The following is an 18,072-nucleotide window of genomic DNA, read 5'->3' as shown; positions in this document are numbered from 1 at the left end:
TCAGTCCTGGGCTTTGTGTGGCATTTCATCCTGAAGATGAGGGACATTGACACTGATCTGGTTTCCCGGCGCCGCACTTTAATCAGTCAACTTCATCCTGAATGAGGGGGGTTAGTTTGGATCGCCCCACTGCCCCACCCTCTGCTACTGCCAGATCCATTGTCATCATCCTGTAATCACCGCGCATCCATGAAGAAAACAAGTTCTTGTAGAACCGCGAAAGCGGGTGTCCCGACTGCCCGGATGGTGTCAGAAAAAAGAAGCCTTTGTCTTCTGAAACAGACATGACGGCCTGAAAATTCGTGCCGATATTTGTTGCAAACGGTTTTTCGTCAGACATCCCGAATTGAGACGAGAGCAATGAATAAGGTCCTCCGGACTTCGGTTCCCGCACAGATAACAACCCATTGAGGAATCCGGCTGGGCTAACCGCAGACCAATCCAGATTCACAATGTGTTCAGCTCCCCAGCTCCACGAAGAAAGGTCGGGACCGTAGCGCTCGATTATCCAGACGAGCGCATCGTCGAGTGCGAGAACGATCCACTCGTCGCAGGTTTCGACACGAGTTGAGGTGCGATTGTCACACCACATCGCGGCCTCGTCTCTATTTGAAAGAACCGCGGCAAGAAAATATGGATTCGGATTGGTCCACAAATCACGCGCCGCAGGAAATTCATCCTGTAGAAATCGGCGTTGCAAAGCACGCGTCCATGCCCAGAATATCAATGGCTCCGGCGAAAAACGATCCATTTCACCGTTCCATTCAGCCAAGCGGTTCAAGGCATCCTGTCGGATTCCATCGAGCGGGTCGTCGGTTGCGGGGATCATGGGTGCAGAACGCCACAAGTCCGCTGCCATCAGAGGCAACAAGCTACGCGCTGCTGAACTAACGGTATCTTGTTGTACCGCCATAACACCATCAACTGAAAAAACGCGTTGGCGCGCATCAAGTTCTTTGAGCCTTTGCTGCCGAAGCAGGATTGCATCTTCATCGGAGATGCCCGGCCAGGTCATGACGTCTTCTTTGTCAATAACGACGGTCTCCAACCCGAACAGAGGCATTTCAGAGATCAACTTCACGGCGTCTTTTGCGGTGACTACCTGTGTCAGTCGGTAAAGAGTTCTCAAAAAGATATCGCTATCTACCCGTTCGGATGTGCCGTTTTGCAATTCAGGTTGCCCGGCATTTGAGTCCAAGGCCCAAGCAACGTCATTTGAACGACCCAGAACAACGAACGGAACGCCGGGCAAAGTCGCCCCTGCTACTGCCCCCGAGGGAAATTGAAGATCAGCCATGTACAAGGTTGATGGGAGCGAAAGCGGCCCGCTAGTCTCGATCGCGAGAATTGGGGAATTGGAAACCGTTCGTTCACTGGTCAATGCCCAGGCACCCAGCCGAGCTTTTGGCGTGCTCTTGAGCAATCCGGGTGTTTTCGGTCTGTCGCCTGGAATTGACGCGCCGCCACTCTCGGCCTGCCGAAGATTGCCTAAGAACTGTTGAGTTATTCTGAGACTATCCTCTGGCCGCCAGGCCATGATTGTCTTTTCATCGTACAACAACAGTTCTGGTGCCCCCCGGCCACGCCGGCCTTTTGACACCTCCCCGATCCATGCATTGACACCGGCTGCATAGGCAATCAGCATTTCAGACAAAACTGGATCTATATCGCGATATCGCGGAACTGGTACTTTACCCGAAGCGGACCGTCGTTCCCTTAACATCTGACCCAATCTATCCTGCGCATGAACGAAACCAAGTGCGAAATAGGCATCGGACGGGGATGAAGCCGAGATATGTGGGATCGCCATAGAGTCCCTCAGGACGTCCACAGAATCTTTCAAACCCTCTAACCTAAAATCTTCCTCATAGTCCGGAAGAGAAGCCAGCATGAGATATGTAGCCGTGACGAAACAGACGGTAGCGATGAACAGGGCTGCAAGAACCAACCCAAGCACAATCCTGAGCAGCGCTTTCAATTTCAACCACCATTCGGATCAGCCTAGGAAATCAGACGCACAACTGCGATCGACAGAAAGAACGCAATCAGGCCACAAACGATGGCGTATCCTGCAGCATACTGAAGAATATCAAGGCTGTTGCCATTCCGGCGCTTTGCCAGAACCCCACCCCAAACGGCGCCAACCAAGGCACCCGCGATTGCCATCATCTTACATCCTCTGATTTTGTTCATTTGCGGTGCAGTTCACTTCAGGCGTTCAAACCGTCAAACTGATAGCCGCGCGTCTGAAGGCGTTCTGAAAGAACTCTCACGAGTTAGCTTCGCGTTTCTTGGCAGTGAGATCGCCCAGCTGCTTCTCAAGCTGTGCCCGTGCACTACTTAATCGCTTTTGCGCTGCTTCGTTTTCTACCTTGTCATTCGCAGCGGCAGCAAGTCGATCGTCAGAAAGCGGGTCTGTCGGGCGCCCGTCGACCAATACTTCATAATGAAGATTTGGGCCGGTCGCGGTGCCGGTCGACCCGACACGACCAACCACCTGGCCCGCCTCCACGCGCTGACCTTTGGTCAGACCATCGGCGGTTGCGCTAAGATGCGTGTATCGCGTGACCGTATCCGATCCATGAGCGATTTCGACCACACGCCCATACCCCCCGCGCCAACCAATATAAGACACGCGGCCCGGGGCCGTCGCATGCACCGGAGTACCACGTGCGGCAGCAAAATCGACACCTGTATGCATCCGAACATTTCCGTAGACCGGATGTTTTCGCCGACCAAAGACTGAACTCAGGCGCGCGCCCTCGACTGGCTGCGAGAAGACGCGAAGAAGCTCACCATCGACATAGATTGTGGCGCGGCCATTTTCGGCATCTGGCCATGCTATTTCATAAAGTTGGTCATCAACTTCCAGCGCCGCAAAAATGAGTTCTGGCTGGCCTGTTCTCTCGCCATCGATGCTCTTTTCGCGCCAGAGAAGACGGAGAGCTTCACCACCTGTCAGGTCCCTCCGAAAATCCACTGTCCCGCTCAGCATCTGCGCCAGATCCACCGCAAAGCGAACCGGGATCTTTGCGCTACTCAGCGCATTTGAAATCGAAGTTTCGATCTCTGTTTTGCGGGCCAGAATGACGGTGTCGGGTTCTGGCGAGACCACGCGCGTGGACAACGTTTCGCTGAGTATCACCTCGATTCTTACACCATCTTCCACCGCAAGCTCCACGCTCTGCGGTTGATCCGCTGCGGTTGTAATGACTGTTATCGAGTGGCCCGGGCGCAAACGCTGCAAATCATATTCAGCGCCAAGCGCAAGTGCGATTTCGGCCCGATCGGTTGCGTTGATCCCGGCTTTAGACAGCAAACTGTCGAGCGTGTCACCCAACGCAAGTTCGCGCGTCCATGTCTGTGAAGGCGGTTCAACAGGTGGCAAAGGTTCCTCTGCCTGAATGGGTTCCGGTTGAGCAGGTCGAAACGAAACGGGGCTTGGAGCGAGTTCTGCTGATGGTACGTTCAGCAACGGAGCCGATGTGATCTGCGGTTCCGCAGGAAGCTTGGGCACCGGAAAGACCGTGGGCGCAGGCGCCGTCACTTCAGACCGGTTCGAGGCAATGAACACGATCGAAGCAATTGAGACGCTGCTGATCGCAATTGCCGAGGTTGCTAGAAACCGTGCGTTCATGATGTTTTATCCGCTCCACTTTTCAAAGCACGACGGATCTTGGGCACAGCGAATTCTCTCTGCTCATGATAGTCGATGGTGCTGACAAATTCGCCTGTGGGGCTAAACAGAAATACACTTGCAGTGTGGTTCATTGTGTAGTCGCCATCTTCCATTGGAACTTTTTCATAAGTGGCGCGAAAATCGTCTGCGGCCTGAGCGATTTGGTCCGAAACGCCGACCCACCCTCGGACAGCGGGATGAAAGTAGCTGACATAGTCGGCCATAGATTCGACTGTGTCTCTTTCAGGGTCTACGGTTATGAACACGACGTTCAATTCATCCGCGTCATTGCCCAGATCATCCAGCCAGAGGGAAATATCCGAAAGTGTCGTCGGGCAAACATCCGGGCAGTAGGTAAAGCCGAAGAACACCATTGTTGCACGTCCGACGAGCGATTGCGGGGTGACGGTGGTCCCTTCGTGATCAACCATGCGAAAGTTCATGTCTGACAACGCAAGGGGACGAAGGCGATCAGATTGAGCCGCTCCCGGCCCATCCACTTGCCACCATCCGGCAAAGAGTGTCAGGCCGATTACACCAAGTCCAGCAGCCCCGAATTTGAGAACGCGTTGCCGCTGCATCAGTTCTCAGGGCCTCGCGCAGCAATGCCAAATATCGGCACGTTGACAGTCTTTTCTGCGCCATCGGCAAAGATAAGAGTCAGCGTAAAGCTCTCGCCTTCGGTCATAGGGCGTTGCAGCCGCATGAGCATTGCGTGGAGCCCGCCCGGCTCAAGCGCTACGGAACCGCCCGGCGCAATTTCCAGCTCGCCAGCTGGTGCCATGGAACTGACGCCCTCTGCATTGGTCGATGTCTGATGTATCTCGGGCATCATCGCAAGATCGGTGCGGATAGACGTCAGCGTAACGGCCTCATTGCCGGTGTTGCGGATCGTCATGTAAGCGGCCCCCGGCCGGTTGGTGCCGATTGACGCGCGCGACCAGGCTCCTTCAACGACAACATCATCGACCCCTGCTAGTACCGGCGCCGAGAGAATGGCCGCAAAACCGAATGCACTTAGCGCCCCTGCTAGAAGAGTATTTTTTGCAGTGAGTCTCATTTTATCTCTCGCTATAGATCAGCTTTGCAGCGCTGCAACTTCTGCAGCGACCAGGCGCCTCAACTCGGCCTCACCAAACGGATCGAGCGATTTGCCGTTGACGAAAAACGTGGGAGTTTGCCGTACACCAACTGCTTCGACATCAGCGCGATCCTGATTGAGAACACCGACTGTCTGGGGTGCGAGCATTTGTGTCTGCGCTGCCTCGGCATCCAGTCCCGCTGCTGCTGCAATTCGAATAATAAGACCAGGCTCAGGCGCACCATGCGCGGCCCATTTGGGCTGCTCTCGCAGCACAGCTTCCAGGACCGGTTCAAAGACCCCCTGCATGCGTGCCGCTTCAAGCACGCGGATCGCCTCCTCTGAGCCTTCGCCATGGAAAGGAGTGTACCGGATCACAACGCGCACGGCGTCTCCATGCTGTGCCATGATGTCCTTCACGACCGGATGAAAGGCGCGGCAGGCTTCACAAGCCGGATCGAAAAATTCGACGATTGTAACCGGTGCGTCCTTTGGGCCGAGAACAGGCGAGTAGGAACGGATAAGTGTTTCAGCGATTTCGGGTGCGACAGGCTCGGTGTTGCCTGAAGCAGCCGGACGGTTCACGTACCAGGAAGCGGCTCCGAATCCGGCACCACCGAATGCGAGAACGGACAAAATCAGGCCACGTCTGTTCATACTTGTTTCTCCTTGAGTGAAAGGGCGCACAGAACGCCGATTAGCGCGAATGAAACGAGCGCCATCAGCGGAATCGGGATGCCCAAAACAGTTTGATTTGCATCCGTGCAGGACGGACCGCTGGCCGAGCATGGTTGGATTTTTTCTGGGATTAGACCAGCATACAGGCCCATGTGCCACAAGGCGACAGCAGCGCCCCCCAATGCCAGTGCTATTCCGTAGCGGCCCACGTTCTGGTCCTGCCACCACAGGCCAAGCCCCAGTACGATCGCCAATGGGAACATGAACGCACGCTGGAACCAGCAAAGCACACAGGGCTTCTGCCCCAAGATCTCTCCAATGAACAGAACAGAAAGAGACGCAACCAGGGCAATCGTCCAGGCCAGGGCAAGAAGTGTATCTTTGGAAAACCGGGACATGGTGCTCAGAGTCTTTGTTTCAGATCCGCAAGAATTTCTTCGGCTGGCGTGCCATATGACCAGGACTGAACGAATCCAGCGTTCTTGTTGAACAGAAACAGATGAGAGGTATGCCCCATCGTATACCCGTCCGGTGCAGTAGCTTGTTCGATCCGTTCGTAGAAAATCGGAAAGGTCTTGGACGTCTCCGCAATCTGTTCCGGCGTGCCTGTAAGCCCAATGATCCCCGCATCGAAAAGTGGCACATACTCGGCCAGCACGGCCGGAGTGTCGCGCTCGGGGTCGATGGATATGAAGATAGGTTGCACTTGGGTTGATTGATTTCCCAGACCTTCCTGCACTGCTGCCACCTCGGACAGTGTTGTAGGGCAAACGTCGGGGCAGTTGGTGAAACCGAAAAACACCAACATCCACTTGCCTGCAAAGTCGTTCTGGGTGCGGACAACACCAGAGTGATCTGTCAGTTCGAACCTGGCTTCGAACGGAACAGACCCCTCCTCAATCCGCGCAGGTCTATATTCTGACCACAGCATCAGATAGGCAAATGCCGCCGTTGCGACACCAGCCAGTACCCATAAGATTTTTTGAAATACGGTCAGTTTCAAAGTTAGCCGTCCGCCTGTGATTCTTGGTTCAGAACGGCATGTACACCCTCTACCTGCTAGAGGTTCAAAGGGGATTTTGAGCCTGCGGCTGGGTGTCACAGGTCCACCGGCTGGAAGGTTCTATTGTGCGGCGTCAACCCGAGCCTACATAAGCTGTAGCTTTGTAAGGAGACCCAGATGCTGACGATCGGAACGCTTGGAAAAAAGACCGGAACCAAGGTTCAGACGATCCGCTACTACGAGCAGATCGGACTTATGCCGGAACCGGGGCGCACCGAGGGTGGCCAGCGGCGTTATGGCCATACCGAACTGGATCGCCTGGCTTTTATCCGTCACGCCCGCCAATTGGGGTTTTCGCTTGAGGCGATACGCGAACTGCTTGATTTGTCCGACGATCCGGATCGCCCATGTCATGAAGCCGACAGTATTGCGCGCCGGCAACTCAAACAGATTGAGCAAAGAATGGCGCGGCTAGAAGCGTTGCGGACCGAGCTGGAGCGCATGGTGCATGAATGCAGTGGCGGCAACACTTCGGATTGTCGTGTACTCGAAGTTCTACGCGATCACTCCGAATGTCTTACTGATCACGAAGACATCGGCGCGTAACCCTGGGCAGCGTTGTTGCGAACTGGAAATAGCCTCTTGAAGCTACAGTCACTGTAGCAATTACAAGTCTTTCTGAGTCGATTCGACGAGAGACCAAATGCTGAACCGAGACCCGTTGTTAACCGCCACACCTCTGCTTGATTTTGAAACACCCGCAATTTCTGGGCTCATAACGGAACGGCGCTGGCCCGATCTGCCTATCGGGGATCGAATTGGCGCTATTTATGATTTCGTTCGTAACGAGATTGCCTTTGGTTACAACCGTGCAGACGATATCCCGGCTTCAGAGGTGCTCGCTAACGGCTTTGGGCAATGCAATACCAAGGGCACTCTTTTGATGGCACTGTTTCGCGGCAGCGGTATTCGATGCCGTTTGCATGGCTTTATGATCCACAAAGAGTTGCAGAGGGGTGTGGTCCCCGAATTGATTTATCCGCTGGCGCCAGAAGAAATCTTGCATTCGTGGGTCGAAGTTGAAGTAGGCGATCGTTGGGTCAACCTCGAAGGATTTATTCTGGATCAGCCATACCTGGAGGCGTTGCAGCATAACTTTGCAGAAACAGAAAGCCTGTGCGGTTACGGGGCGGGTACCGGTTGTTTGAGCAACCCACAGGTCGAATGGGAAGGTCGCGACACGTACATTCAGAAAACCGGCATCGTGAAGGATTTTGGCGTTTTTGATAGTCCGGATGCGTTCTATGCTGATCATGCGCAAAGTTTCGGCAGCATTCGGGGTTGGCTTTATCGCTGCATATTCCGTCACTGGATGAACGCGCGCGTTCGATCCCTACGCAATGGGAAGCTGAAGGCTCGAATGGCGGCCACGCATACACACGGAAATGCATAGCGGGGCCTCAACTGAAACGCTTTTGCAAGGCTGCGTTCAGTGCCTCTGACAATAGCACCAGAACAATGATTGCCAACGTCACGGTCGCAGCCTTTTCATACTGAAACGACCGTACGTAGGTTTGTACATACAACCCGATGCCACCGGCACCGACAATGCCCAGTATCAGGCTTTCGCGCAGATTTAGCTCAAACCGAAATACGGTATCGCGCATGATCACAGGCGCCATCTGCGGCCAGATTGCCCAACGCAACTGTTGAATTCTGTTGGCCCCTGCGCTTTCAAGCGCCGCCACAGGAGCGGTGGCAGCATTGTCGATGGCTTCCGCATAGAACTTTGCCAACATGCCGGTCGCGTGAAATGTGATTGCCAGTATACCGGGAAGCGGGCCCAACCCAACAGCGCCCACCATTAGCATAGCGACCAGGATCAGTGGGATCGACCGGATAACCGCAAGCAAGGCACGGACGGGACGCCAGATCGCTGTTGGTACCATAGTTTCAGAGGCCAAAACGGCCAGTCCCGCCGACAGGATCACAGCGAACAATGTTCCCAGAATGGCGATCCTCAGTGTCTCCGCCAGCCCGGTCAGAACCTCGCGCCAAACGGACAGGTCAGGTGGGATCATGCGCCCCAGAAACTCTGCCAGACGGGGGCCCGCGCCTGGCAGCTTGCCCAATCCCATATCCCCGCTGGTCAGCGACCATAGGATCGCCAGTGCCAGCATGACCCAAATGACAGATCGGCCCATCAACTGACTACACGCAGCCCCGATGTGACACCGGCACCGTGATACAGTTCATCGATGTCCCCGCTGGTCAACTGAGCCGACGGTTTGTCGAACAATACCACGCCATCTCGCAGGCCTATGATGCGCTCAGCAAAGCGGCGTGACAGGTCGGGCTGATGCGAGCTGAAAATGACGCCGATTTCGCGGCTACGTGCAGAGCTGGTGATCAGGCTCAGAATGCGTTCGGCGTGAGCAGGGTCCAAATTGCTGACGGGCTCATCCGCAAGGATCAACTCGGGCTCTTGTGCCAGACATCTGGCAATCGCAACGCGCTGCCGTTGTCCACCCGACAACCGATCGGCACGGCGGCTTGCCAGATCGGACAGCCCCGTATCCTGAAGCGCCCGTGTCACGCACATATGGTCCTCTTCCCGGAACCGACCCCAGAGTGAGGACCAGATATTCATCCGGCCCATCCGGCCGTTCATCACATTCTGATAAACACTCTGCCGATCAACCAGGGCGAATTCCTGGAAGACAAAGCCAGTATTGGCACGGTCCTCGCGGGATGGAATTCCTGTTGCCAAAAGTGGCTTGCCCAGCACCTGTGCCTCGCCCTGCCATCCACTCAAACGACCATCCAACAACGCCAGCAACGTTGATTTGCCCGCACCCGAAGGACCCAGTAGCGCGACGCTTTCACCGGGCTGCACCGACAGCGAAACATCTGAAAGAGCTGCCGCACTGGCAAAGTGCTGCGATACCGCGTTGAGTGAAACTATAGGGTTCATTTCAGAAACCCATAGCGCCGCGCAGTCTCGCGCACGCCTTCGTAAACCGAAGGATCAGCAGGAAGATACCCGTCCGGGCCATAGAGGTAAGCCAGCAGATGACGGTTCTCACTCTCGTTGAGGCGCAGCATGGTTTCAATGAACTTCGCCTGCAGCCCGGCGTCCAGATCAGGGCCGGCAATGATTGCGTGGCTGGGAATTTGTTCTGATTCCGCCAGCACCTTGACCTCGGCCTGCTGATCCGGAGTCAGATAGAGATCGGCATACTGGCTTGCGCCTGCCGCATCGACCAGTCCGTTGGCCATGGCCTGCATCGCTTGCTGATATCCGCCAGCAAAGAATTTTTGCCCGAAAAAGCTGTCGGCATCGCCCGTGCCCGAGAACAGCCCGGCGCGCACAAACAGATCAAGGGGATAGATGTAACCGGATTCCGAGACCGGATCGGAAAAGGCGATGTCACGTCCCCGGAGATCGGCCAGCGTTTCGATTCCGCTGTCACGCCGCACGAAGACCCGGCCCGAATAGCTGGGTTGCCCGCGATAAACCTCGGACAATAGCGGTACGGCGCCGATCTGGTCTTCGGCCAACACAAAGGGCAACGCTCCCATGAACGAGATATCGGCATCACCGTTGCGCAGCGCCTCAACGGCAGCAGCGTGGTCGAACGTGACAAACCCCGTGACCGGGACGCCCATCTGCTCTGAAAGCCAGCCGGTGATGACGTTGATGTCACCCAACAGCTTTTCGGGGTTCTCCTGCGGGATGAAGGCCAGCTTCAGCCCCCGGTCAGTTGCAGCCATTACGGGCAGGGCTGCAGATGCGGCTGCAGCGACCAGAAAATTGCGGCGCGACAACATCAGAACATCCTCTCGTCAATTTCGGCCTGCATGGCCTTGAACAGTTCCCACTGGCGGGTGGCTTCGGTCCAGTTTCCTTCGGCGCTGGCATCGCCAACCGCTCGCAGGATCGCGGCGAATTCGTAGATTTCGGGCTTGGCGTTCTGATTGACCATGACACTGGCATCCGCGGCCAGATCAGGAGCTACCGTGTCGATCAGAACCGCTATGTTTTCGGCATCCTGCATCGGCAGCAGGGTATCGAGCGTGCTGGCGAATGTTGTCAGCTCCTCCCAGGACAAGCGGAATACGCTGTTGCGACCTTCGAATACTTGATAGGGGTCTTCACCGTCTCCAACAGCTTCGACGTAGGCGGTCAGATCTGCGCGCTGTGCTTCGTCCAAACCCAAATTTTTGGTATCATTGAACCAGTCAACAACGCTGGCCAGCGTCGGCAGCGATCCGTCATGCATGTAAGGTGCAGTGAAATTGACGTTGCGCAGTGTCGGGGTTTCGAACGCGGTAGCCGTGCCGCCGGGGAATGGTGGTTCCGCGCTGCCGATGTCGTAGGTCAGACCATCGCGGAACTGACGGTCAGGCGTGTGACACGAAGCGCAGGACTTGTCACCAAGTCCTGCAAATTTGGTGTTGAATAGCACCTCCCCGCGCTTGGCGTCATCTGACGCCAGATCGGTCAGCTTGCCGGACCGGTCGATCTTTGGGTTGGGAAGAAAGTCGAACTGTTTGACATAGGCTTCCAGCGCATCCAGTTGGAACGGTGTTGGTTCCTTTCCGGCGAATTCAGTCACAATCACATTTCGGATGAAGCGACGTAGGCTGGGTTCGCGCCCGTCGCGGCCATAAGGTGCGGTAAAGCGGATGCCACGCATGGAAGGCGTGTCCAAGTGATCATCGGTCCGGTCATTGAACATTGGATTGAAGAACGAACCGTCCACATCCATCCCACCCGGATGGGATGACAGGCCCGGTATGAAGAAATCCCGGTTCACGTCGGAGCGGTTGTGGCAGGTCGAGCAGGCGATGCCTAACTCGCGCGCCGGGCCGCCGAAAATTTCAGGGCTGTCGAACAGCATATCGCCATAGGCCACCAGCGGCAGATTGGCTTCATCCTCACCCGCCTCTTCAAACTGAAGAACCAGCCGCGGCAGCTGCGCCTGATCTCCGATGTTCGACCCTGGCGGCAGCGTGGCGGGCATTGTGATTTGTTCGCCGGAAAGCACAACTGTTTCAGGCAGCGGTGTTAACTTGTCGCGTTGGGCATACTCGGATGGCAGATAGTTGGCACGAATATAGGCAGCGACAATGGCCTGAGCTTCCGCAAATTGGTCGACATCCACCGTTTGTGCACCATTGCCCAGTACTCCTGCGCTGCCAAGGGTGGAGTTCAGAACCAGCCATGCCCGGCCCAGATCGCGAGCCGCCGACGCATCCGCAGCCTTGATACCATCTTCGAATGCGCGGAACAGAGCTGCCGCTTGCGCAACCTCGCGTGCCGCTTCAGGCTGACCCAGCGCGGTCTTTGCGACATCCAGATGGCGCAGGATTCCTTCAGCAATGGCAATTGTGCTTGCTTCGAACAGCGCCTGGAGATCTTCGGCTTGCATAGCTTGGTTGATCGCAAGCGCCTCGTTGTCGGAAACGCGTGACAATGGAGCGACCTGAATGTCACTGCCAGGTGCGGGCGAGGTCCAACTCCTCTCAATTTCATCCCAGGGAACCGGGGTTAGATTTCCCATGAACAAGGTCAGTCGATACGCGGCAGCGCGCGGAGCCCAAGGAGATTCTTCAATCGCCGTGGCATCGGCGATCACTGGCAATGCGCAAAGAAGTGTGGACGCTATTAGATATTTCATAGCCCTGTCTATTAAAGTTAGCCTTGTCTAATTTATTGATGAAGGCATGCTCATTGTCAAGTTCGGCTTTCAGGTGCATACACTAGTGACTGGATTACCGACCTAATCGTGAGCCGATGACTGAAACGACACCGCAAGATTCAGATCGTACTATTGACACTCAGGCGAGTGGATTTGAGGCTGTGCGACAGGCCCACCAAAGCGAAATGGTTGAAGACTACGTTGAACTTATTGCGGAGTTGATCCATCAGAATGGCTCGGCGCGCCCGGTCGAAATAGCCGAGCGGTTGGGCGTAACCCAACCTACGGTTTCGAAGAATTTGGCCCGTTTGAAACGAGAAGGTTTCATAGAACAAATTCCCTACCGCTCACTTCAACTGACCGATGCCGGGCGTCAATTGGCGGAAGCTTGTAGAAGGCGTCACCGAATTGTCGTGGATTTCCTGATCGCCTTGGGTGTTTCAAAGGAAGTCGCAGAGCATGATGCTGAAGGTATTGAGCATCATGTAAGCGAAGAGACCCTTGCAGTTTTTAAAAGGTTCGTTGGGCGGACTGAGGAAACAAAGTAGAAACTAAAAACCTAAGTTGTGCTGGCGAATTCTGACACACTTAGTTTTAGAAAGACTAAGACCACTTAAACCTTTGTTGGGCCGTTGCACTAGCCCCGCACGAACCCTTGTCGCATCTGAAAAGCGAATATTGAGCGGATTTAATGATTGAATCTTTTCCCAAGCAGCCAAGGTAATAATCGGTCTAGCTCATTTATTTTCATTGGGGATCGAAACCTTTAGCGGCAGTGGCCTTACTACAGCAGCTATCCCCCAACTGAATTGGCGGACACGGTACAGTTGCGTAGGAACAAAAGACACAGCAATCGCCTTCTAACGGTTTCAAGACTGCCTTGCATGATTTGCATTCATAAAACCACTGGCACGAGTCAGTTGGCATTCTTTCGGTTTCAATGTGCCCACACTTTGGGCAGGTCAAAGTGCTATCGAGCACCACAGTTTGATTTGTCATTGTCTCACATCTGCATGATTAGATAGTCGTTGATTTGAGCCTCATTGAACACGATGACCCATGCCAACGCGGTAATCGCCGTGCTTTCGAAAAGCCACCATTTCAGATTTGCCTACGTCCCGTTTAGATGCGCTAAGAACCACGAAACCGCGGCCAGAGCTGTTGAGACGGCGAGAACACAGTAGCTTGCCGCCGCTATTTTTCCGAATACAGCCAACCAACTGCCGCCCAAGCCTAACAACATCATGGCCATTGGAAGAACACAGCATGTTGCGACGCCCAGAGCTGAAACCGATCCCAAGTAGCTGAGGTTCACGTATTTCTTCATCTTTTGCTCCCGAGATGCTCGATTTGATTGTGTTGAAGCACCGGTATTCAGAGCGTATAACTCCTGTAGTAACTACAGGATCAAGTGGAGGCACTTCACATGATTGCGATAGGTGAGGCTTCCCGGCAATCCGGGGTTGGCATAGAAACCATCCGCTACTACGAACGCGAAGGTATCGTACCAAGACCTGTGCGAGCTCTGAACAATCGTCGCCTCTTTTCAGCAAGCGATGTGGGAAGACTTCGATTTTTGAAGAGGTGCCGCGACCTGGGATTTCCTCTCCCAGACGCAAAGGCGCTTTTAGAGCTGTCAGAAGGAAGTGCCGAAGACTGCTGGTCAGTGAAAGAATTGGCCGAGGCGCATATTGCCAGCGTTCGAAGCAAGATTGATGAGCTCAGACGTCTGGAGCGTGCCTTGAGTGAGCTTACCGCCAATTGTGATAGTGGTAACGTTCACTGCCCGATGCTGCAAAGTCTGCGAACGATGGATGATATCTGACTCTGGACACTGGGCGGAAACTCAGGGTCTGAGATTTAGCCAGATCACCTCAGACCAAGGTCTGTGGTGCGGTAACAGATTGTAGTTCATAGTCGATTTCACGATGAGAGCGAAAGTAACTGACCTGACGATTGGCAATTGGTCGTTGTCGCGAGTCTTTCTTGCGGCAAGTATCTTCGTGATGGGTACTGCTACCGCAATCGTTGGGGTCTGGGTGTCTAATCGAATTCAGAACGCAGTCGTGCAAAACTCCGCCAACTCCGCAGCGCTGTATATGGAAAGCGTAGTTTCCCCGCTCAGCCAGGAATTGGCACATGGCGACCGCCTTTCTGAGCAGGCGAGCCTGGCGCTGGATGAGATTTTCATGACCCAGCCAATGCGTGACCGTATCGTTTCCTACAAATTCTGGAAGCAAGGCGGTGTGATTGCGCATGCCTCGGATACAGACATCATAGGAAACCGTTTCAATCCAACGGATGATTTAAGGCGAGCGTGGAACGGTGATATCTCCGGCTCTTTCGAAGAACTTGATCATGCCGAGAGCGCCGCCGAGGCGGCATTGGGGATACCACTGCTGGAAGTTTACAGCCCAATTCGCGAACTCTGGTCCGGCGAAATCATCGCAGTTGCGGAGTTCTACGAAAGAGCTGACCAGCTTGAGTTAGACTTAGCCAAGGCCAGGCGAACAAGTTGGTTGGTCGTCGGCTCCGCATTTCTGGCAAGTACTATTGTTCTGTATTCCATCGTCGCAATTGGCGACAAAACAATTCGACGACAGGGGTCTCTTCTTAAACAGCGGTTGAAAGAAAGTGAGAAGATGGCTGAGCAGAATGCGCTGCTGCGGTCGCGTGTGGTCGAGGCGTCAGAAAGATATACCACGCAAACAGATCGGTTCCTCAAGAATCTTGGAGCTGAGCTACATGACGGCCCTGCGCAATACCTGTCGCTCGCCGCCCTTAGACTGGAGGCGGCGTTTTCCAAAGAGTCGGAAAGGCCTAAAGAGGCAGTGGAAATTCAGCAGTCTTTGCAAAAATCGCTGGCTGAAATTCGTGCAATTTCGCGAGGGCTGTCCGCGCCAGATATCGATAGCCTGTCACTCGTCGATGTTGTCAAGAGAGCCGTAGAGGATCACGCCGAACACAGCCCGTTGCGACCGGATATTTCATTCCTGGGTAGCCAGGCCCCGGAGTTGTCATTGTCCGACAAACTGTGCGTTTTTCGGTTCCTCCAGGAAACGCTTTCCAATGCGGCGAGATATGCTCCAGCTTCCAAGTGCACTGTTATCGCTGAGGCGCAGAACGACCGCATAGTTGTAAAGGTCACAGACGACGGACCAGGATTTGACAGGTCAGAAGAAACCGCGTTGCGAGATGATGGTGGCCAGGGGCTTATAGGCTTGCGAGATCGGGTCGAGAGTATTGGTGGCAGGTTCGACGTCGCATCGAGACCGGGCGAAGGCACCACCATAGCTATGACACTATTTCCCAGAAAGTTAGGCACATCATGACTACATCTGTCGTAATAGCCGATGATCACCCGATATTCAGGGATGGTTTGCAGCGCACGTTGGATGAAGCTGATGGCTTCGAAGTTTTAGCCGCTGGGTCCAGTGCTGAAGAGGCAGTATCGCTGGTCGGCACGCATCAGCCGGACATAGCTATTCTTGACCTCTCGATGCCCGGTGGCGGGATAAGCGCGACACGTAAAATCGCGGCAATGGCAAATCCACCTGTCATTGCAATCTTGACAGTCTCAGAGAACAGCGGCGATGTCGCGGACGCCTTGGAGGCGGGTGCGATTGGGTACATTGTGAAGGGAGTAACCGCGAGCGAACTAACCGCTTCTTTACGCAGCATCGCCGCAGGTGAAGGGTTCGTTTCTCCTGGCTTGGCCTCGCGGGTACTTCTTCAAATCAACGCTGACACCGGCATGTCTGTTAACAGCAGCGTTCTAGATGACCTTACACATCGTGAGGAAGAAATACTGAGACGTGTGGCCAAAGGATTGAGTAATCGTGAAATCGCTGACGAGTTAGACCTCCAAGAAAAGACCGTGAAGCACTACATGACCGCAGTTCTGTCCAAGCTTCATGCGCGAAATCGGGTAGAGGCCGCGCTCATTGCACATGATGTTTGGAACAAGGGAGAATAGCTGCGGTCTCTTTGACGACGATGGCGACCTCTCACTAAGAGAAGCCGCCAACGGATTATCGACTGGAATTGCAGCTCAGTTGGCGATCGACTGTAACCTCCGGCGATCAGAGGCCGTTGCGTTTCTTTCAACAACAGTCCGGTTGTAAGGGTCTTTCAACTCGTAACGCCCAAACTCGATCTCCTCTTTCCAACCATTGGCATAATTCACTTCGATATTGTTGCCTTGGCGTTCGATTTTCGTGGGTCGACTTCCAGCAGTGCCGCCTTGCCCAGATGAGCGTACATTGTCGATTGAGATACCATTCGCCAAGGACCGAAGCCTTGAAACGTCAGCACCGGTCGCGGGGCGTTCCTCAACAGCCCGGTTCTGAGCATTCTTTCTCTCATACCGCCCGTTTTCGATCTCTTCCTTGGTTCCGTCGGCGTAACGCACTTCAATGCCGTTGGCGTTTGTTTCGACCTTTGTTATCCCAGCCGAACCCGACGATTTACCCCCTGATTGAGACCGATCCTTCTTTCCGCTGCCCTTATTGGAGCGTTTGGAGTCATCGTCGTCATTATCGTCATCGTCATCGTCGTCACGACCACTTTTTCCTGATCCCGAATTGTCGTCCCGGTCATCATCTCTGTCGTCGTCCCGGTCATCATCTCTGTCGTCGTCTCGATCATCGTCTCTATCGTCATCGCGATCATCATCCCTGTCATCGTCACGATCATCATCCCGGTCATCGTCACGATCATCCCCGTCTTTCCCTTTGCCGCTTTTGGCAAAGGCATATGACGGTTCAAAAAGTAGGCGACCATCCTCATCAAAGGTTGGCACATAAGGCGTCGCGGCAATCAACGAAGCCAACGCCGCGGTACTTAGAAGTTGACCCAGCTTTCTTTGAATTCTCATTTTCGCCTCCAATTTCGATCGACACGCTTCGTGACATTGGAGACAGGCTACTGCCGGTCCGACTTTCCCACATCGGGCTTAGGTCTGACGAATTTCAAGCCGAACGTCTTAATCAGATCAGTCAAACCAATAGATTTTTTGCAGAACCAAATGAGCAGTTTAGTGGGGATTAACCCCGTCGCCTTTCAGCTCGTCATCAGGTTCGAGGTGAATGACAAAGACGGAACCCGGATACAAACGATCCAGTTCTTCCTCGATGTCATTGCATATATCATGCGCGGCACTGACTGGCATGGTGCCGTCCACAACAAGGTGAAACTCCACAAATATGACATTCGCGGATCTGCGCCCTTTGAGGTCGTGATACTCTAAGGCGGCACCGAGGTTTGCTTCGATTGCATCTGATATGGTCTGCAAGTCATGGTCCGAAAGTGTCACATCCATCAGGCCATCGACGGATGCCCGAATAACTTTCCAGCCCTCCCACAAGATGTTCAGTGCAACAAGAATTGCCAGGATCGGGTCGAGGATCAACCAGCCGGTGACAAGCGCCAGTATCAGACCTGCGATGACACCAACTGAGGTCATGACATCTGTGAAAATGTGCCGGGAGCTCGCCTCCAATGCAGGCGAACCCTCGCGCCTGCCAATTTTGAGCAATAGGTAAGCCCAAGCGCCATTCACACCCGTTGCAATGACATTCACGACGATTCCAAGAAGCGGCGCATCCTCAAGATGCGGGTTTGGAAGTGCCAGTATAGCTTCTCTGATGATCAAGAATGCTGCCAGCACAATGAGTGCGCCCTCGACGACGGCAGAAAGATACTCTGCTTTTTTGTGACCAAAGGGGTGGTTTTCGTCAGGGGGTATGTTGGCAATCCGAACCGCAAAATACGCCAACAGTGCCGCAACAACATTCACGGTAGATTCCATCGCGTCCGACAATAGCGCCACCGAGCCTGTCAGCCACCAAGCCAACAGTTTCAGGGCCAGTACCGCAATGGACATCGGAATGGACCAAAGAGCGATCTTTTGTGTCATTTGGCCGCG

General features: G+C 54.3%; 22 protein-coding genes. 6 read left to right on the top strand and 16 right to left on the bottom strand.

Annotated features, from left to right (window positions below; genetic code table 11):
- Positions 1–82: 82 nt before the first annotated feature.
- The 8 genes from ACR0CZ_RS04795 to ACR0CZ_RS04760 form a co-directional block, all read right to left on the bottom strand.
- Positions 83–1,978, bottom strand: a complete 1,896-nt coding sequence (locus tag ACR0CZ_RS04795) for a penicillin acylase family protein (RefSeq protein ID WP_480503655.1) — start codon at positions 1,976–1,978, stop codon at positions 83–85.
- Positions 1,979–2,001: 23 nt separating this feature from the next.
- A complete protein-coding gene (locus ACR0CZ_RS04790) occupies positions 2,002–2,193 on the bottom strand; it encodes a hypothetical protein (RefSeq protein WP_170391782.1) in 192 nt (63 codons plus the stop codon).
- 76 nt (positions 2,194–2,269) lie between these two features.
- Entirely contained in the window at positions 2,270–3,637 is a 1,368-nt protein-coding gene (locus ACR0CZ_RS04785; protein WP_170392747.1) for a M23 family metallopeptidase, read from the bottom strand.
- The gene (locus ACR0CZ_RS04780; protein WP_170392748.1) at positions 3,634–4,260 is read right to left on the bottom strand and encodes an SCO family protein; all 627 of its coding nucleotides are present in this window, start codon (positions 4,258–4,260) and stop codon (positions 3,634–3,636) included. The genes ACR0CZ_RS04785 and ACR0CZ_RS04780 overlap by 4 nt, the downstream gene beginning before the upstream one ends.
- Positions 4,260–4,739, bottom strand: coding sequence for a copper chaperone PCu(A)C (locus ACR0CZ_RS04775; RefSeq protein WP_170392749.1), 480 nt, complete (start codon positions 4,737–4,739; stop codon positions 4,260–4,262). Before ACR0CZ_RS04775 ends, ACR0CZ_RS04780 begins: the two co-directional genes overlap by 1 nt.
- 18 nt (positions 4,740–4,757) lie before the next feature.
- Positions 4,758–5,417, bottom strand: a complete 660-nt coding sequence (locus ACR0CZ_RS04770; protein ID WP_170392750.1) for a DsbA family protein — start codon at positions 5,415–5,417, stop codon at positions 4,758–4,760.
- The gene (locus ACR0CZ_RS04765) at positions 5,414–5,836 is read right to left on the bottom strand and encodes a disulfide bond formation protein B (protein ID WP_170392751.1); all 423 of its coding nucleotides are present in this window, start codon (positions 5,834–5,836) and stop codon (positions 5,414–5,416) included. The genes ACR0CZ_RS04770 and ACR0CZ_RS04765 overlap by 4 nt, the downstream gene beginning before the upstream one ends.
- A gap of 5 nt (positions 5,837–5,841) precedes the next feature.
- Entirely contained in the window at positions 5,842–6,441 is a 600-nt protein-coding gene (locus tag ACR0CZ_RS04760) for an SCO family protein (RefSeq protein WP_480459756.1), read from the bottom strand.
- 177 nt (positions 6,442–6,618) lie between these two features.
- Here ACR0CZ_RS04760 and ACR0CZ_RS04755 point away from each other — a divergent pair, with 177 nt between their 5' ends.
- Both ACR0CZ_RS04755 and ACR0CZ_RS04750 read left to right on the top strand, forming a co-directional pair.
- Positions 6,619–7,047: a MerR family transcriptional regulator gene (locus ACR0CZ_RS04755; protein WP_170392752.1), complete on the top strand. Its 429-nt coding sequence runs from the start codon at positions 6,619–6,621 to the stop codon at positions 7,045–7,047.
- A gap of 97 nt (positions 7,048–7,144) precedes the next feature.
- On the top strand, positions 7,145–7,894 hold the full coding sequence (locus ACR0CZ_RS04750) for a transglutaminase-like domain-containing protein (RefSeq protein WP_170392753.1): 750 nt from the start codon (positions 7,145–7,147) through the stop codon (positions 7,892–7,894).
- 7 nt (positions 7,895–7,901) lie between these two features.
- Here ACR0CZ_RS04750 and phnE read toward each other — a convergent pair whose 3' ends face one another.
- Genes phnE through ACR0CZ_RS04730 form a run of 4 tightly spaced genes read right to left on the bottom strand, consistent with a single transcriptional unit; the run spans position 7,902 to position 12,125 of the window.
- On the bottom strand, positions 7,902–8,645 hold the full coding sequence (gene phnE / locus ACR0CZ_RS04745) for a phosphonate ABC transporter, permease protein PhnE (RefSeq protein WP_170392754.1): 744 nt from the start codon (positions 8,643–8,645) through the stop codon (positions 7,902–7,904).
- Positions 8,645–9,415, bottom strand: coding sequence for an ATP-binding cassette domain-containing protein (locus tag ACR0CZ_RS04740; RefSeq protein WP_170392755.1), 771 nt, complete (start codon positions 9,413–9,415; stop codon positions 8,645–8,647). Before ACR0CZ_RS04740 ends, phnE begins: the two co-directional genes overlap by 1 nt.
- Positions 9,412–10,272, bottom strand: coding sequence for a phosphate/phosphite/phosphonate ABC transporter substrate-binding protein (locus ACR0CZ_RS04735; RefSeq protein ID WP_170392756.1), 861 nt, complete (start codon positions 10,270–10,272; stop codon positions 9,412–9,414). The genes ACR0CZ_RS04740 and ACR0CZ_RS04735 overlap by 4 nt, the downstream gene beginning before the upstream one ends.
- Positions 10,272–12,125, bottom strand: coding sequence for a cytochrome c peroxidase (locus tag ACR0CZ_RS04730; protein WP_170392757.1), 1,854 nt, complete (start codon positions 12,123–12,125; stop codon positions 10,272–10,274). The genes ACR0CZ_RS04735 and ACR0CZ_RS04730 overlap by 1 nt, the downstream gene beginning before the upstream one ends.
- A 116-nt stretch (positions 12,126–12,241) precedes the next feature.
- On the opposite strand from ACR0CZ_RS04730, the gene mntR reads away from it, so the two are divergent.
- Positions 12,242–12,694 (top strand): manganese-binding transcriptional regulator MntR, encoded by a 453-nt coding sequence (gene mntR / locus ACR0CZ_RS04725; RefSeq protein ID WP_170392758.1) that lies wholly within the window; start codon positions 12,242–12,244, stop codon positions 12,692–12,694.
- A gap of 199 nt (positions 12,695–12,893) precedes the next feature.
- On the opposite strand, the gene ACR0CZ_RS04720 is transcribed toward mntR, so the two are convergent.
- Positions 12,894–13,145 carry a GDCCVxC domain-containing (seleno)protein gene (locus ACR0CZ_RS04720; protein ID WP_480503660.1) on the bottom strand — a complete coding sequence of 84 codons (252 nt, stop codon included), beginning with the start codon at positions 13,143–13,145 and terminating at the stop codon, positions 12,894–12,896.
- A 112-nt stretch (positions 13,146–13,257) separates the two neighbouring features.
- Entirely contained in the window at positions 13,258–13,473 is a 216-nt protein-coding gene (locus ACR0CZ_RS04715) for a hypothetical protein (RefSeq protein WP_480562724.1), read from the bottom strand.
- Between the two features lie 99 nt (positions 13,474–13,572).
- On the opposite strand from ACR0CZ_RS04715, the gene ACR0CZ_RS04710 reads away from it, so the two are divergent.
- The 3 genes from ACR0CZ_RS04710 to ACR0CZ_RS04700 all read left to right on the top strand — a co-directional run bounded on the left by ACR0CZ_RS04710 (position 13,573) and on the right by ACR0CZ_RS04700 (position 16,122).
- Complete coding sequence (locus ACR0CZ_RS04710) at positions 13,573–13,971, top strand: MerR family transcriptional regulator (protein ID WP_170392759.1); 399 nt, start codon at positions 13,573–13,575, stop codon at positions 13,969–13,971.
- A 103-nt stretch (positions 13,972–14,074) separates the two neighbouring features.
- Positions 14,075–15,478, top strand: a complete 1,404-nt coding sequence (locus ACR0CZ_RS04705; protein WP_480537046.1) for a sensor histidine kinase — start codon at positions 14,075–14,077, stop codon at positions 15,476–15,478.
- Positions 15,475–16,122, top strand: a complete 648-nt coding sequence (locus ACR0CZ_RS04700) for a response regulator (protein ID WP_480537047.1) — start codon at positions 15,475–15,477, stop codon at positions 16,120–16,122. Before ACR0CZ_RS04705 ends, ACR0CZ_RS04700 begins: the two co-directional genes overlap by 4 nt.
- A gap of 75 nt (positions 16,123–16,197) precedes the next feature.
- Here ACR0CZ_RS04700 and ACR0CZ_RS04695 read toward each other — a convergent pair whose 3' ends face one another.
- Together ACR0CZ_RS04695 and ACR0CZ_RS04690 are read right to left on the bottom strand one after the other, a co-directional pair.
- A complete protein-coding gene (locus tag ACR0CZ_RS04695) occupies positions 16,198–17,022 on the bottom strand; it encodes a hypothetical protein (RefSeq protein WP_480537048.1) in 825 nt (274 codons plus the stop codon).
- Between the two features lie 159 nt (positions 17,023–17,181).
- Positions 17,182–18,063: a cation diffusion facilitator family transporter gene (locus ACR0CZ_RS04690; protein WP_170392762.1), complete on the bottom strand. Its 882-nt coding sequence runs from the start codon at positions 18,061–18,063 to the stop codon at positions 17,182–17,184.
- Between the last annotated feature and the right edge of the window lie 9 nt (positions 18,064–18,072).

It is taken from the genome of Ruegeria sp. H9 (genome assembly GCF_056532915.1).
The sequence above is the reverse complement of the archived record's forward strand: the minus strand, read 5'-3'. Positions and strand labels throughout refer to the sequence as shown.

Coding starts and splice junctions, on each gene's coding strand:
- ACR0CZ_RS04790 (WP_170391782.1), bottom strand. CDS start 2,193: ATGAACAAAATCAGAGGATGTAAGATGATGGCAATCGCGGGTGCCTTG.
- ACR0CZ_RS04785 (WP_170392747.1), bottom strand. CDS start 3,637: ATGAACGCACGGTTTCTAGCAACCTCGGCAATTGCGATCAGCAGCGTC.
- ACR0CZ_RS04780 (WP_170392748.1), bottom strand. CDS start 4,260: ATGCAGCGGCAACGCGTTCTCAAATTCGGGGCTGCTGGACTTGGTGTA.
- ACR0CZ_RS04775 (WP_170392749.1), bottom strand. CDS start 4,739: ATGAGACTCACTGCAAAAAATACTCTTCTAGCAGGGGCGCTAAGTGCA.
- ACR0CZ_RS04770 (WP_170392750.1), bottom strand. CDS start 5,417: ATGAACAGACGTGGCCTGATTTTGTCCGTTCTCGCATTCGGTGGTGCC.
- ACR0CZ_RS04765 (WP_170392751.1), bottom strand. CDS start 5,836: ATGTCCCGGTTTTCCAAAGATACACTTCTTGCCCTGGCCTGGACGATT.
- ACR0CZ_RS04755 (WP_170392752.1), top strand. CDS start 6,619: ATGCTGACGATCGGAACGCTTGGAAAAAAGACCGGAACCAAGGTTCAG.
- ACR0CZ_RS04750 (WP_170392753.1), top strand. CDS start 7,145: ATGCTGAACCGAGACCCGTTGTTAACCGCCACACCTCTGCTTGATTTT.
- phnE (WP_170392754.1), bottom strand. CDS start 8,645: ATGGGCCGATCTGTCATTTGGGTCATGCTGGCACTGGCGATCCTATGG.
- ACR0CZ_RS04740 (WP_170392755.1), bottom strand. CDS start 9,415: ATGAACCCTATAGTTTCACTCAACGCGGTATCGCAGCACTTTGCCAGT.
- ACR0CZ_RS04735 (WP_170392756.1), bottom strand. CDS start 10,272: ATGTTGTCGCGCCGCAATTTTCTGGTCGCTGCAGCCGCATCTGCAGCC.
- ACR0CZ_RS04730 (WP_170392757.1), bottom strand. CDS start 12,125: ATGAAATATCTAATAGCGTCCACACTTCTTTGCGCATTGCCAGTGATC.
- mntR (WP_170392758.1), top strand. CDS start 12,242: ATGACTGAAACGACACCGCAAGATTCAGATCGTACTATTGACACTCAG.
- ACR0CZ_RS04720 (WP_480503660.1), bottom strand. CDS start 13,145: ATGACAAATCAAACTGTGGTGCTCGATAGCACTTTGACCTGCCCAAAG.
- ACR0CZ_RS04715 (WP_480562724.1), bottom strand. CDS start 13,473: ATGAAGAAATACGTGAACCTCAGCTACTTGGGATCGGTTTCAGCTCTG.
- ACR0CZ_RS04710 (WP_170392759.1), top strand. CDS start 13,573: ATGATTGCGATAGGTGAGGCTTCCCGGCAATCCGGGGTTGGCATAGAA.
- ACR0CZ_RS04705 (WP_480537046.1), top strand. CDS start 14,075: ATGAGAGCGAAAGTAACTGACCTGACGATTGGCAATTGGTCGTTGTCG.
- ACR0CZ_RS04700 (WP_480537047.1), top strand. CDS start 15,475: ATGACTACATCTGTCGTAATAGCCGATGATCACCCGATATTCAGGGAT.
- ACR0CZ_RS04695 (WP_480537048.1), bottom strand. CDS start 17,022: ATGAGAATTCAAAGAAAGCTGGGTCAACTTCTAAGTACCGCGGCGTTG.
- ACR0CZ_RS04690 (WP_170392762.1), bottom strand. CDS start 18,063: ATGACACAAAAGATCGCTCTTTGGTCCATTCCGATGTCCATTGCGGTA.